Below are 14,179 nucleotides of genomic sequence, written 5' to 3'. Positions count from 1 at the left end.
CTAAAGAGTCCCCTTTAACACTGCCTCTTTGATATGCTTGCCTAAACGAGTTTGCCAGCCCTTACCACTCGCACGTAATTTTTCTAGAACATCAGAATCAAGCCTAATGCTTAACATTTCTTTAGCATTCTTAATTGGCGGTCGACCAACACCTCTTTTAATAAGAGTATCGCCAATATAGACGTGGGCATTTTGGAACCACTCTTCGTCAACCTCTGGCGCATCATCCGGATCAACCCATTCTTCTTTCATATTTTTTAACTTCACGTTCATTTGCTCTCCTAATGCTAATAATTCTTCTTACCCTACCTCTGTATGTCCATGCTAAAAATACTGGCTGATCATCAAGATATCCAAACGTTGTAATTCGTGCTTCCCCATAATCTTTTCTGCAGTCAATTTGATTCATGTGAGGCGCATCAAACACCTCATTTGCTCTCGCCATGTCTAGGCCACGCGCAAATAAAGTGATCTCGCGTTTTGCTTTATCAAACTCAATCAACAATCCACCTAATTAATGTAAATACATCAATAATTAATGTCAATACATAAATTGAGAAAAAAGTGGCATTTAACCCAATCAATATATGGGTTTGAGTCTAGAAACAAAAAACCCCACTGAATATCAGCGGGGTTTGAAAAGTTTGTCAGCCAAGTACTGGCATGGAGAGCGTTACAAAATGCGCATTGAAAAATCTACAGCATGGACATCCTTGGTAAGTTTGCCAAGAGAAATGCGATCCACCCCAGTGGCAGCAATGGAGCGCATTTGATCAAGATTAATGCCACCAGAAGCCTCAAGTAAGGCGCGGCCATTAGTCATTGCGACTGCTTGCTTCATTTGATCATTGGTGAAGTTATCAATCAGAATACTCTTCGCTCCAGCCGCTAGCGCTTCTTCCAGTTCAGCAAAGTTCTCGACCTCAATCTGTATATCAACGCCAGCATTCAGAGCTTGAGCATTTCTCAGGGCAGCAGTCACGCTGCCAGCTGCGGCAATATGATTTTCTTTAATGAGAATGCCATGCCACAATGCAAGGCGTTGGTTCTGGCCGCCACCAACACGTACAGCGTATTTTTGGGCCTGTCGTAAACCCGGAATGGTCTTACGAGTATCCAGTACAGCACAACCTTTGGAGTTAGGGCTAACACCTGCAATTGCCTCCACATGTTGACGGGTAATGCTGGCCGTCCAAGAAAGCGTCTGTAAAAAATTGATACAAGTACGCTCAGCAGAGAGTAGGGCTTGTGAGTCAGCTTCAATATCGCAAACTTTGGTATCGGCTTTCATCAGATCGCCTTCTATGTAATGCCATGTAACTTTAGCATTGGGGTCTAGCTTTTTCAAAGTCCCCTCAAACCAATCTACCCCACACAGTACCGCATCTTGGCGTACGATCAATTGTGCTTGAACTGTTTTATTGGGCACCAGCCTTGCAGTCCAGTCACCTTTGCCAATATCTTCCATTAGGGCATCATGAATGTTGCGCTGACGGGCCTGCTCTAGAGATTCGTTGTATTCAAACATGCAAGACCAATATAAAAAGATATTTTCAAGAAGAGGCTATCAAAAAGAGACTAAGCGGCACCAATATTTTTTACAAAGCCATGCTGTGCTTTGGCAAGGAGATCGGGGTGACTCTTAGTGAAGTCGAGCATGCGATCAATGCAGGTTAATGCCTTTGCTCGAACAAGCTCTTCAATGAAGATCTCACCAGAGGCATTCTCAAGACAATCTAAGATCCCTTGTAAACCATTCATGGCCATCCAAGGGCAGTGAGCACAACTCTTGCAGGTAGCGCTATTGCCAGCTGTGGGTGCCTCAATCAATTTCTTGTTTGGGGCTAATTGACGCATGCGATGCAATATTCCATTGTCGGTAGCAACAATATATTCAGTGGCGCTACCTTCAACGACTGCTTTGATCATGGCTGAAGTAGAGCCAACAACATCAGCCAAATCGACTACTGCTTGTGGAGACTCCGGATGAACTAACACCATGGCATTTGGATGTGATGCCTTTAAGACTTCTAGTTCAGCAGCTTTAAATTCATCATGAACAATACAAGCGCCGTTCCACAACAGCATATCTGCGCCAGTCTGTTCCTGAATATAGCGACCCAGATGGCGATCAGGTGCCCACAAAATCTTTTGACCTTCGACTTTAAGTTGATGCACGATAGCAAGTGCACAGGAGCTAGTTACCATCCAATCAGCTTGTGCTTTCACTGCAGCGCTTGTGTTGGCATAGACCACCACTACGCGATCAGGATGCATAGATCTAAAAGCAGCAAATTCTTTTGCATCACAACCTAAATCTAAAGAGCAAGTGGCTTCTAGGTCGGGCATGAAAACACGTTTCTCAGGACTGAGAATCTTAGCTGACTCCCCCATGAAACGGACACCCGCAACGATTAAATTCTTGGCGGGGTGATTCTTGCCAAAGCGTGCCATTTCTAAGGAGTCAGCAACAAAACCCCCAGTCTCCATGGCTAGGTCCTGAATATCGCCGTCGACATAGTAGTGAGCAACCAAAGTAGCATCTTTCTCTACTAGCAATTGCTTAATACGGGTAATCACAGCCGCTTTTTCAGGGTTAGCTAAGTGGGGCGGGACTTTTGCCCAGGCTTGGGCTGTACAAGTTATCCCCGCAGAGTCTTGCTGAGGGTAATCAAAGGCTATTGGACTGCTAACGGTTGAATTCATACGAAATCTTAATCGAACCTTCGTATTTATGTGGAGGAGCTAAAACGGCAACTTCGCATCTGGCTTGGCAGCCAACAGAGCAGCTTTAAATTCCGCCTGAATGCGCGCAATCGCTGCTTCACTATCTGCTTCAAAGCGCATGACAACAACAGGTGTGGTGTTAGATGGCCTTGCGAGGCCAAAACCATCGGCATATTCAACGCGCACGCCATCAATGGTATTGATGGATTCCGAGCTGGGGAATTTGGCGTTGGCTTTAATGCTCTCCAGTAATGCAAAAGGTTCGCCCTCAGCGCAAGGCAGCTGCAATTCAGGGGTGCAAATGGCATTAGGTAAGTCATTCAAGGTTTTATTTGGATCTCTCTCTTGAGAGAGGATCTCCAATAAACGCGCTCCTGTATATAGCCCGTCATCAAAACCAAACCAACGGTCCTTAAAGAAGATGTGGCCAGACATTTCCCCAGCAAGTGGAGCACCAGTTTCTTTGAGCTTGGCTTTAACTAAAGAGTGGCCTGTTTTCCACATCAGCGGCTCGCCACCGTGTTCTTTAATGTAAGTTGCTAGATTACGGGTGCACTTGACGTCATAAATAATCTGCCCGCCAGGGTTGCGCGAGAGTACGTCTTTGGCAAAGAGCATCATTTGGCGGTCTGGGAAAATCACTTGACCATCTTTGGTCACAACCCCTAGGCGATCGGCATCGCCATCAAAGGCAAGGCCTAACTCATTATCTGTAGTCCGTAGGTTCTGAATCAGATCTTGTAAGTTCTCAATATGTGCGGGATCTGGATGGTGATTTGGAAAATGACCATCGACTTCACAAAAGAGCTCTTGCACTTCGCAGCCTAAAGCTCTGAATAGTTTACCGGCAAATGCGCCACCCACACCATTGCCACAATCAACTGCAATCTTCATGGGGCGGGCTAATTTCACATCGCCAACAATCCGTTCTAGATACATTGGGAAAATATCAAAAGTAGAGCGACTGCCAAAGGTACTAGAATCGCCATTTACAAATTGCTTGGCTTCAATGCGTTTTCGTAATGCCTGAATCTGATCTCCGTAAATCGCGGCGCCACCTAAAACCATTTTGAAGCCGTTGTAATTTGGTGGGTTATGGCTACCGGTAATCATGATGCCGGACTTGGGCTTTTTGCCATCTAGGGTTTGGTTGGCGCCAAAGTACACCATAGGCGTCGCAACCATTCCTAAGTCAATGACATTAATGCCCGTGGATAGCAAACCTTCAGTGAGGGCTTCGATTAAAGATGGGCCAGATAGGCGACCATCTCTACCAATGACGACCTCGGTTTCACCAAGCTCGCGCATCTCCGAGCCAAAAGCTTGCCCAATGAGCTTCGCAATCGATGGATCTAAGGTCTCATCAATAATGCCGCGGATGTCATAGGCCTTAAATATGGATGGCGATAGTTGCACGGTAGATCCTAACTGTTCAATAAATTAATACGCGCGGCGGTGACAGCATCAATATTGTTATTTGCTGCCACAGGAGAGCCATCAAGCAGCGCCTTTTCAATCGGCTTTGCTAACACCTTGCCGTACTCAACACCTGGTTGATCAAAACTATTGATATTCCAAAGAGCCCCAAGACTCACAGCACGGTTTTCATAAAGAGCTAGCATTGCTCCTAAATAGAACGCATTGAGTTCTGGCAGAAGCAGTAAGTTGCTTGGTCGATGACCAGGGTACACATCGTTTGGATTTTCAGCTTTTTTGCCATGCGCCAGAGCCTGGGCTTGAGCCAGGCAATTGGATAGCAAGATACGGTGATGTGCAACAGCCTCAGCACGATTGCTCATCGGTTTACGTACCGCAATGAAATCAATCGGAACGACATCTGTTCCTTGGTGCAGAAGTTGAAAGTAGGAATGCTGGGCATTGCTGCCTGCGCTACCAAAGACTATTGGTGAAGAGTGCTTGACTGGCTTGCCTTCACGATCAACAGACTTACCGTTACTCTCCATATCAAGCTGTTGCAACCACTTCGGAAACCAATCCAAGGCATCCGCATAAGGAATGGCTGCATACGCCTTGATATTGCAAGTTTCTTGTTGATGTAATAAAGCCAAAGCCATAATGACTGGCAGATTTTGTTCTAGCGGCGCATTCTTAAAATGCAAATCCATTGCATGAGCACCAGCCAAAAATTCTTCAAAGGCCTTAAAGCCATATTGCAAAGCGATGGGTAGACCAACGGCAGACCATACTGAATAACGACCGCCAACCCAGTCCCAAAAAGGGTAAATATTGTCAACCTGGACACCAAACTCTTTGGCAGCAGGAACATTAGCAGTGACTGCAAACAAAGAATTGGAGATTTGACCCTTGGTGCAGTCATTATCTTTTAACCAGTTGACTACGGCCTTGGCATTCATGGTCGTTTCTAAAGTGGTAAATGATTTAGAAACAATAATGACGCGGGTGCTGTTGGGCTGAGCGCGATCCAGAATGCGTGCTAGCTCAGCAGTATCAATATTGGCTAAGAAGTGCATCCTCATACCGCGGCTTTCAATACCGGGAACGTGGGCTAAAGCCTCTATTGCTAAACGCGGGCCAAAGTCAGAGCCACCAATGCCAATATGAATGACATCAGTGACACCCACCCATTTGTTGCAAAGGGCTTCAATCCGGTGCCACACATCCGCAACAGCCGGCATGACATCTTTGCCATCCAACATGACTGGTGACTTGGAAAGATTGCGTAATGCAGAGTGAAGCGCAGGGCGATCCTCGCTGAGATTAATATGCTTGCCGGAAAACAGATCAGCAATAAACCCTTCAAGCTTGGATTTGCGAGCAAATGAGAACAGCTCATCCCACTGTGCCGTACTGATATTTTGATAAGCGGTATCTAGCACCACATCAACGGCCACATGAACACCTTCTGGGGTGTTTTTTAATGAATTTACTGGTCTAGAGGACATTCTTGGATTTTATCAAGAAGGACCCCCTAAATTCCTCAAAACACTGAAAATGCCAGGATTTCGGTATATTCCTAGTAATGAGTGGAAAGCAAAACAAATAAATGGAGCAAGTTGACTGTGTCGTGATTGGTGCCGGGGTGGTTGGCCTGGCTGTTGCGCGAGAAATGGCCCTTCAAGGCCGTGAAACGATCCTGCTAGAGAGAGAAGGCTCTTTTGGGACGGTTAGTAGTGCCCGTAACAGTGAAGTCATTCATGCTGGTATCTACTATCCAAAAGACTCTCTCAAAGCAAAGCTATGTGTTGAGGGCAATCGACTACTCTATGAGTATTGTCGTAGCCATCAAGTAGCAACGCAGCCTTATGGCAAGCTCATCGTCGCTGATGATTCTCAGATTGATGATCTTCAAGCAATTCTCTATAAAGCACAAAATAATGGTGTACCAGAAATTAAGATGATTTCCGGTGAAGAGGCAAAGCAACTGGAGCCCAAGCTCAAATGTTCTGCGGCAATACTCTCTTCAAGTACAGGCATTGTTGATAGTCATGGCTACATGCTCTCGCTCCTCGGTGGCTTTGAAGATGCTGGTGGCATGATTGCCTATCACTCACCGCTGATCAGTGCAAAGCCGATTGGGCCTGGTGCAGAAGGTGGTTTTGAGTTGGAAATTGGCGGTCCTGATGGTATGAAGCTGCAAACCAAGCTCTTCATCAATTGCGCGGGCATGAGCGCGCCGGCAGTTGCCCAAAAAATTGCAGGCCTAGAGCAAGATCACATACCCAAAGCTTACTTTGCAAAAGGGAATTATTTTTCACTTTCGGGTAAATCGCCTTTTACCCATTTGATTTATCCGATTCCAGAACCTGGCGGTCTTGGTGTGCACCTCACTTTAGATATGGGTGGGCAAGCTAAGTTTGGCCCTGACGTCGAATGGCTTGATATTGAAAACGAAGAGCAAATTGATTACACCGTTGACCCTAAAAGAGGTGAAGATTTTTATGAGGCAGTCCGCCGCTATTGGCCAGAACTCAAAGATGGTTCTTTGCAGCCCGATTATTCAGGGGTGAGGGCGAAAATAGTGCCGCCAAATACCCCGGCTGGAGACTTTTGTTTCAATTCACCCCAAGACCATGGCCTCCAAGGCCTCTATAACTTATATGGCTTTGAGTCCCCAGGTTTAACCTCCAGCATTGCCATAGCTAGGTATTTAGAAGAGAAAATCAAAAGTTCTTTATAATCTGGGGCTTGGATCCAACCGAGATTCACACTAATGGAAGAGTGGCAGAGCGGTTGAATGCACCAGTCTTGAAAACTGGCGAGGATGAAAGTCCTCCGTGAGTTCGAATCTCACCTCTTCCGCCAAAATAAGTATCCAAAACCACCTTAGGGTGGTTTTTTCTTTATCTGTGTTTCATTAGCCTAAGGGCTAATTGACTGGCTCCAACTTGGGGCAGAGGATAGAGGCCTGTATTTGTTGAGGCTTTTATGAACTTAGCAGAAATTCAATCCTTCAGGGCGGTTGGTAAGCGTCTTCGTAATGCACGAGAGAGGCGTGGTCTGACCTTGGCCGCACTTTCAGTTTCAAGTGGATTAGGTATTCATGATCTCGTTCGCATTGAGAGTGGTGAGCTGCTTGGATTTAAGCAGGTAGCAGCAGATACATTAAGTCATGCTGATAAATATGCAAAGGCCTTAGATGTTGAGTTAGAAGAATTGAATAGACCTCATTCTGCTTCGACAAGAATTAATCACCATGAAGAAGATGTCTACATCCCAGTTTTTTTAAGAAAAAAATAATTGTGATTGAGGTATTACAGCAAGGTTTAAAGCTTAAAGTGGTTTTTTCTTCAGAGTCATCTTTTCACCATCAGTATCAAATGCACCATTAAATCCTGGTGGATACTTGCTCCATTGATAACCTTTCAGGCCATGCTCATAGCCATATTGAAATAGAGCATTCATATACTTAGTATCGAACTCTTCCTGATGTGGCTCATTAAAGTCCGAACCAATGTATGCAAGGTTAAAGCCAACATGATCGAACTTGGTCATGGCATAAATACGATAGAGGTCGCCAATACCTTGGGTCTGAATCAGTTGAGAGATCGCGCGACCTGCAACGCTTAAAGTGCGGCGTTCAGTTTCATTCCAGCGAGGATCTAATCTCGAATTTCGAATGATGTAGGCCTGTCGATTGCTGCGGCGCTTGAGGCCCAACTCATTGGCTCTTTGCACTGCTGCAGAGGGGTATAAAAATACCTGCGTGCTTGCGCCTCCATCTACATGCATTTCTTGAAATGCTTGTGAGTCCACCAGGAAATCAAACATCACTGGAGAAAATGCTCCCGGGATTGATGCAGATGCCAACATAATGCGGCGAAAGAGTTCGATGGCTTCTGGTGTACCTACGCTAGCAATACGCCCCATATTCCAGGCAACAGGTACACCAGCGTCAATATTCGTTGTACCAATCAACAGCCAGCGACCATTCGTGTTGTATTCATAAGCAATTTTCTTGAGAAAATTTGCATCAACATATTTGGCTATCAATTGATAGAGTGGAGTGGAGTCCGCTAGGCCATCGCTAAATATTCCCGATATGATGCCGCGATTAATAAAGATATCTTGGGGGTTGATGTTCGTGTAAACCTGCTTCAGGGCCGGGTCATAATCTTTGCCAAGATAGGCAAATGGGGCAATTAATGCGCCAGTACTGATGCCGGTGACTAAATTAAAAGACGGTCTAGATCCTTGTTTGGACCATCCAACTAAAAGACCAGCGCCAAAGGCTCCATCATCACCGCCGCCAGAAAGAGCCAAGTAGTTGGCATCGCCCTGGAATGCATTTTTACCTCGACCGGCCTCAACTTGAGTGGCATCAGCCACTAGCGCATCTACACCCGCCTGTGTTGATATCAGGTAGCGAACGCTTGGTAAACCGGCTATTTCAGCTTTGCTTAAGGATTGGGCTGGGACAGCAGATTTGCGTTCCAGAGCAGAGCAGCCCAAAAGACTAAGAGACACTACGATGCAGGCTGCAAATGAAGATAAACGCATATATTTTTCTAAAATAAATTGATTCTCTTTATTGTAAGGGCTTCTTATTTCAGAAAGGTCATATAAGAATCTATAAGTATTTATCTCGGAATTAGGCTAGTCGTTGTACGATTCGGTTATGAAGACCTCAAAATTTGGTTCAGCTAAGTCATAGGCTTGCCATTTACCAATCCTATTATTGAATCTATATTGATCGCTAGGCTTACAAAATGAAAACTACCTTTACGAAACTCGCTCTTGTAGCATCTCTTTTAACTTCGGGATTTGTTTTTGCTGCTGGTGGCGGTGGAGTGGTGGCCGATCCAGGTGCAATGCAAGGCAAGCATTTTGATGCTAAAGGCATGGCGCCATCAAGCTATACAGTAGAGCTTCAGAATGGCTTGCGCAAGTCATTACCTTTTGATGATCAGCGTGACTTTGAGGAGTCTAAAAAAGGGTTCATAGCTGCTCCTGCCTATAAGACCATCATGGCGGACGCTGGGAATGTTGCCTGGGATATGGGTAGCTATGAGTTCTTATTGCAAGGCAAAGATTTTGATAGCGTTCATCCATCATTGCAACGCCAGGCGATCCTCAATATGGGCTACGGTCTCTATGAAGTGGTGCCCGAAAAGATTTATCAAGTTCGCGGCTTTGACCTGGCAAATATTAGTTTTGTTAAAACCAATACAGGTTGGATTGTGTTTGACCCACTCACCGCCAAAGAAACTGCTAGAGCTGCGATGGAGCTTGTAAATGAAAAGCTTGGTAAACGTCCTGTAGTGGCTGTGGTGTATTCCCATTCCCATGGGGATCACTTTGGTGGCGTGCGTGGAGTAGTGGATGAGGCTGATGTCAAAAGTGGTAAGGTTAAAGTAATTGCACCTGCTGGATTTATGGATCACGCCGTTGCTGAAAACGTGTATGCCGGTAATGCAATGACCCGCCGGATGTACTTTCAATATGGAGTGTTGTTGCCCCGCAGTCCCTTTGGGCATGTGGATCAATCGATTGGTAAGAATACTGCTGCTGGCAACTTAGGTTTGATTGAACCAAACACCTATGTTAATCAGCCATTTGAAAAAATGATGGTTGATGGCATTGAGATGGAATTCCAAAATACGCCAGGCACTGAAGCGCCCGCGGAGATGAATACTTATTTCCCCCAATTTAAAGCATTCTGGGCCGCTGAAAATATCACTGGGACGATTCACAATATTTACACCTTACGTGGCGCATTGGTAAGGGATGCCTTAGCTTGGTCTAAAAATATTAATAACGCTCTATATCGTTACGGCAACGAAACTGACGTGATGTTTGCTTCACACAGCTGGCCGCGTTGGGGCAATGAGCGCATTCAAGAAGTGATGCGCACTCAACGGGATAGTTATGCCCATTTAAATAATGAAGTACTACACCTTGCAAATAATGGCGTGACTATTAACGAAGTCCATAACATTTACAGGCAACCAGAAAGTCTAAAGTCGCAATGGGCTGCTCACAGCTATCATGGCTCAGAGGAGCACAATAGTCGGGCAGTGATAAATCGTTATCTCGGTTACTGGGATGCGAATCCTGCTACCTTGATTCCTTTATCACCTAAAGACTCTGCCCCGCTTTATGTTGAGATGATGGGTGGATCGGCCAAGATCATGGCCAAGGGAAAAGAGCTCTATAAACAAGGCAAGTATCGCCAAGCCATGGAGATCGTTAACAAGTTAGTTTATGCACAACCCAATAATGCTGCGGCAAAAGATTTGCTAGCCGATATCTTTGAGCAAATTGGCTACCAAAAGGAAAGCCCTAGCGTACGCAATAGTTTCCTTGGTGCTGCCTATGAATTACGTCATGGTATGCCTGGCGGCGCCTCTCCAAAATCCAATGGTCCGGACATGATTAAGGCAATGACAACAGAGCTGTGGCTCAATTCTTTGGCCATTAGTATGGATAGTAAAAAAGCCGCTGGTATGAAATTCATCATTAACCTATCCACACCAGATAATGGCGAGCAGTTCGTCATTGAGATGAGTAACTCCACCCTTACCAACATCAAGGGTCAACAAGCTAAAAATCCCAATCTCAGCATCACCCTAAACCGCAGTGATCTTGAGCGTGTGATGGGTGGCCAAACTACTTTTGAAACTCTGCTGTCCGAGGGTAAGGCGAAGTTTGATGGCGATCGCAAATCCTTTGATCAACTCAAAAGTACTCTGACTATCTTTACCCCCGATTTTGAGTTAATGCCTGGTACTAAGGCCAATAAACCAGAGGCAAAGCCCTTGCCAAAGACAGCAAAAGATCCTTTTGCCGCTCAAGAGATGGCGATTACTGCAGGTGAATAGTCTGCGGTAAATTAGAAGCGCTTACGGTGCAAACGCACCACCAGCCTCTAGTGCCTTCAGCTCATCGCCTGAGATTCCCATTTCCGCCAACACTTCACTGGTATGTTCACCCAATAGAGGGGGATGTTTGCGTACTTGCTGTGGCGTACCCATCAGCTTGACTGCAAAGCCAATATTAGGAACAGTTCCTTCAATCGGATGATCAATTTCCATCCGCATTTTTCGATGACGACCATGTTCGCTATCAAATGCCTCTGGGTAGGTGTTAATAGGGCCAGCCGGAATGCCTGCCGCTAGAAGATCATCAACCCACTCATGACTCGCTTTAGTAAGGAAGGTTTTCTCTAGTTCGGCTGCAAGTTCTAATCGATTGGCCAAGCGCAGCGGATTTGTTTTGAAACGCGCATCTTCAAATAATTCGGGGCGGGCAGTCTTGTCACAAAGAAGTTTCCATAACTTCTGATTGGTAGCACCCATCACAAAGTAGCCGTCAGAGGCCTTCATGGCTTGGTAGGGTGCGCTCATATGATTTGCGGTACCTAATTTGTACGGCTCAACTCCAGTCCCCCAGTATTGCGCTGTATCCCAGATTGAAAATGCCAAAGCAGAGTCAAATAAAGAAGCGTCAATAAATTGACCTTCACCGGTTTTGGTTTTGCCAATATACGCAGATAAGATTCCGTAAACAGCAAAGAGGGCGCAACCAATATCCGCTACTGGAACACCCGCTTTTACTGGGGGCCCATCGGGATAACCAGTCACACTCATTACGCCTGACATTGCTTGGGCCATTAAATCAAAACCAGGTCGATCTGCCCACGGACCTGTTTGACCAAAGCCGGAGATACTGGCATAGACTAAGCCAGGATTAATGGCTTGCAGAGAAGGGTAGTCAATACCCAGTTTTTTCATGACACCTGGTCGATAGTTTTCAACTAGGATGTCTGCAGTCTTTACCAACTCAAAGAAGACTTTTTTACCTGCATCGGTTTTGAGATTAAGCGTTAGACTCCGCTTATTGCGGTTCATGTTGAGAAAGCCCATGCTATCTGAGCCTTTCATCTTGAATCCCATCGCTCCTCGGGTTTGATCACCCGTACCGGGGGGTTCTATCTTGATGACATCGGCACCTAAGTCGGCTAGAAGCATGCAGCAGTAAGGGCCAGCCATGACTTGACTAACGTCCAGCACACGCACGCCAGCAAGAGGCAGAGGTCTAGTGGACCCAGTTAAATCAGGTTGAGTAGGTGTTTTCGTCATTGTCTCGTTTGTTTTTATATGTTTAGAATGAATGTCTAATAGTATCAAAGACAATTAAAACTAGATTTGGAGACTGTATGTTGCTTCGATTGCCAAAGTGGGCCCTTCAAGGTCTGATTGCTACTGCGCTTTGCTGTGTGCCATTCTTTGCGTTAGCTCAACAAGCTTTTCCTACTAAGCCAATCCGTCTCATTGTGGGCTTTGCTCCAGGTGGCGGCACCGATATTGTGGCTAGAGCCATCGCACCAAAGATGGGCGAGCTCTTGGGTCAAAGCGTGATCGTAGAAAATAAGTCTGGTGCTGCGGGTACTATTGCTGCCGATCAGGTTTCTAAATCCAATCCCGATGGCTATACCTTGCTAATGGGCCACTCCAATTCAAATGCGATTGCACCCTTTGTATTAACCAACGTGCAATACAATCCTGCGACAGATTTCACACCGATCACTTATTTGGGCTATGTACCAAACGTATTGGTTGTAAAAGCATCTTTGCCTGTGAACTCCGTTGCGCAATTAATTTCACTGGCTAAAGCAAACCCGGGGCAGATGACTTATGGCTCATCGGGTATTGGTAGTACACAACATTTGGCTGGAGCACTCTTCTCAAAAATTGCTGGCATTTCAATGAATCACGTTCCTTATAAAGGTAGTGGCCAAGCTATTATTGATTTGCTCGGCGGTCAGATCACAATGAACTTTGATACTTTGCCACCCAACTTGCAGCAGATTAAAGACGGCAGCTTAAAAGCATTGGCGATATCGACCCCAAAACGCTTGGCAATTCTTCCGAATGTGCCGACCTTTAATGAAGTGGGTATCACAGGGTTTGACGTAACCAACTGGTATTCCGTCATGGGTCCAAAAGGCATGGATCCAGCGGTAGTGAATAAGATTGATCAAGCTGTGAAAGCAGCGATGGCCGATCCGCAGATTAAAAAGACTCTAGATGCACAAGGTTTACAACCAGAAGGCCCCGCAACTCCTGCCGCATTCAGTCTGTTCTTGGCCGGCGAACTTGCTAAGTACCAACGCTTGGTTAAAAGCTTGAACATTAAGGCGGAATAAGTTTTAACAATGACGCAAATAGATCAAGAGGCTAAGGTGGCCCAAGTAACGATAGAGCTTCAGGGTAAGTTTGCTTACGTTACTTTCGACCATGTTGCGGCACGCAATGCCATGACTGTTGGCATGTACGAGAGCCTTAAATCTATTTGCTTAGATATTGCCAATAATTCTAATATCCGCGTTGCAATTTTTCGCGGAGCAGGTGGCAAATCATTTGTCTCTGGAAGTGATATTGCGCAATTTTCTAGCTTTATAAATGGCGAGGATGGCGTGCGTTATGAAGAAGCCATACACGACTATTTAAATCCTTTGGCATCACTCCCAATTCCAACGATTGCGGTCATCGATGGCATGGCGGTGGGCGGTGGTTTGGCAATTGCAACTTGCTGTGATTTTAGGATTGCTACGCCAGATGCAAAGTTTGGCGTACCTATTGCAAGAACTCTCGGAAATTGCTTATATCCTGGCAATATCGCTTGGTTAGCTGCTCACATGGGTATGAATATTGTGAGGCGCATGCTGCTCTTGGCTGAAATGATTCCTGCCAGCGAGTTACTCGCTCAGGGTTATTTACTGGCTACATATGATCAAGAGCAACTCGGCAAAGAGGCGGATGCTTTGGCTGAGCGTTTAGGAAAGCTGGCTCCAATTACGCAAAAAGCCAGCAAGCTTACAATGGCCAGAATGATTGCAAGCCAATTACTGGATTGCCAAGACCTCATCCGTGAAACCTATGGCAGTGACGATTTTAAAAACGGAGTTGCTTCTTTCTTAAAAGGTGAGCCACCGGTTTGGAGTGGCAAGTAATAGCGAATCAGTAAGTAC

General features: G+C 45.7%; 13 protein-coding genes and 1 tRNA gene. 6 read left to right on the top strand and 8 right to left on the bottom strand.

All coding sequences use genetic code 11. From position 1 onward, the window contains the following. From AOC07_RS05400 to pgi, 6 genes are all read right to left on the bottom strand, one after another. Positions 1-273, bottom strand: a complete 273-nt coding sequence (locus AOC07_RS05400; protein WP_215356955.1) for a BrnA antitoxin family protein — start codon at positions 271-273, stop codon at positions 1-3. Further along, positions 233-502: a BrnT family toxin gene (locus tag AOC07_RS05395; RefSeq protein ID WP_251371635.1), complete on the bottom strand. Its 270-nt coding sequence runs from the start codon at positions 500-502 to the stop codon at positions 233-235. Before AOC07_RS05395 ends, AOC07_RS05400 begins: the two co-directional genes overlap by 41 nt. A 171-nt stretch (positions 503-673) precedes the next feature. Further along, on the bottom strand, positions 674-1,528 hold the full coding sequence (gene nadC, locus AOC07_RS05390) for a carboxylating nicotinate-nucleotide diphosphorylase (RefSeq protein WP_215356951.1): 855 nt from the start codon (positions 1,526-1,528) through the stop codon (positions 674-676). A 50-nt stretch (positions 1,529-1,578) separates the two neighbouring features. Then, a complete protein-coding gene (nadA, locus tag AOC07_RS05385) occupies positions 1,579-2,706 on the bottom strand; it encodes a quinolinate synthase NadA (protein ID WP_215292033.1) in 1,128 nt (375 codons plus the stop codon). A gap of 39 nt (positions 2,707-2,745) precedes the next feature. Continuing rightward, positions 2,746-4,143, bottom strand: a complete 1,398-nt coding sequence (locus AOC07_RS05380) for a phosphomannomutase/phosphoglucomutase (RefSeq protein ID WP_215356949.1) — start codon at positions 4,141-4,143, stop codon at positions 2,746-2,748. 8 nt (positions 4,144-4,151) lie between these two features. Next, on the bottom strand, positions 4,152-5,651 hold the full coding sequence (gene pgi, locus AOC07_RS05375) for a glucose-6-phosphate isomerase (protein WP_215356947.1): 1,500 nt from the start codon (positions 5,649-5,651) through the stop codon (positions 4,152-4,154). A 101-nt stretch (positions 5,652-5,752) separates the two neighbouring features. Between pgi and AOC07_RS05370 the strand changes: the two genes are divergently transcribed. From AOC07_RS05370 to AOC07_RS05360, 3 genes are all read left to right on the top strand, one after another. Beyond that, positions 5,753-6,886, top strand: a complete 1,134-nt coding sequence (locus tag AOC07_RS05370; protein WP_215356945.1) for an NAD(P)/FAD-dependent oxidoreductase — start codon at positions 5,753-5,755, stop codon at positions 6,884-6,886. Positions 6,887-6,921: 35 nt separating this feature from the next. Continuing rightward, a tRNA-Ser gene (locus AOC07_RS05365) sits at positions 6,922-7,011 on the top strand. A gap of 123 nt (positions 7,012-7,134) precedes the next feature. Beyond that, positions 7,135-7,446: a helix-turn-helix domain-containing protein gene (locus AOC07_RS05360; protein ID WP_215356943.1), complete on the top strand. Its 312-nt coding sequence runs from the start codon at positions 7,135-7,137 to the stop codon at positions 7,444-7,446. A gap of 33 nt (positions 7,447-7,479) precedes the next feature. Here AOC07_RS05360 and AOC07_RS05355 read toward each other — a convergent pair whose 3' ends face one another. Then, on the bottom strand, positions 7,480-8,706 hold the full coding sequence (locus AOC07_RS05355) for a patatin-like phospholipase family protein (protein ID WP_215292028.1): 1,227 nt from the start codon (positions 8,704-8,706) through the stop codon (positions 7,480-7,482). Positions 8,707-8,915: 209 nt separating this feature from the next. Between AOC07_RS05355 and AOC07_RS05350 the strand changes: the two genes are divergently transcribed. Continuing rightward, entirely contained in the window at positions 8,916-11,027 is a 2,112-nt protein-coding gene (locus tag AOC07_RS05350) for an alkyl/aryl-sulfatase (RefSeq protein ID WP_215292027.1), read from the top strand. A gap of 21 nt (positions 11,028-11,048) precedes the next feature. Here the strand turns inward: AOC07_RS05350 and AOC07_RS05345 are convergent, their stop codons facing one another. Then, positions 11,049-12,287: a CaiB/BaiF CoA-transferase family protein gene (locus AOC07_RS05345; protein WP_215356941.1), complete on the bottom strand. Its 1,239-nt coding sequence runs from the start codon at positions 12,285-12,287 to the stop codon at positions 11,049-11,051. Between the two features lie 77 nt (positions 12,288-12,364). On the opposite strand from AOC07_RS05345, the gene AOC07_RS05340 reads away from it, so the two are divergent. Beyond that, positions 12,365-13,354: a tripartite tricarboxylate transporter substrate binding protein gene (locus tag AOC07_RS05340; protein WP_215292025.1), complete on the top strand. Its 990-nt coding sequence runs from the start codon at positions 12,365-12,367 to the stop codon at positions 13,352-13,354. Positions 13,355-13,363: 9 nt separating this feature from the next. Further along, on the top strand, positions 13,364-14,161 hold the full coding sequence (locus tag AOC07_RS05335; protein WP_215356939.1) for an enoyl-CoA hydratase/isomerase family protein: 798 nt from the start codon (positions 13,364-13,366) through the stop codon (positions 14,159-14,161). The last annotated feature ends 18 nt before the right edge of the window (positions 14,162-14,179 follow it).

Origin of the sequence: Polynucleobacter sp. UB-Raua-W9, from assembly GCF_018687435.1 — a bacterium.
Taxonomy (GTDB): Bacteria; Pseudomonadota; Gammaproteobacteria; order Burkholderiales; family Burkholderiaceae; genus Polynucleobacter.
This window is presented reverse-complemented; position numbering and strand designations above follow the sequence as displayed.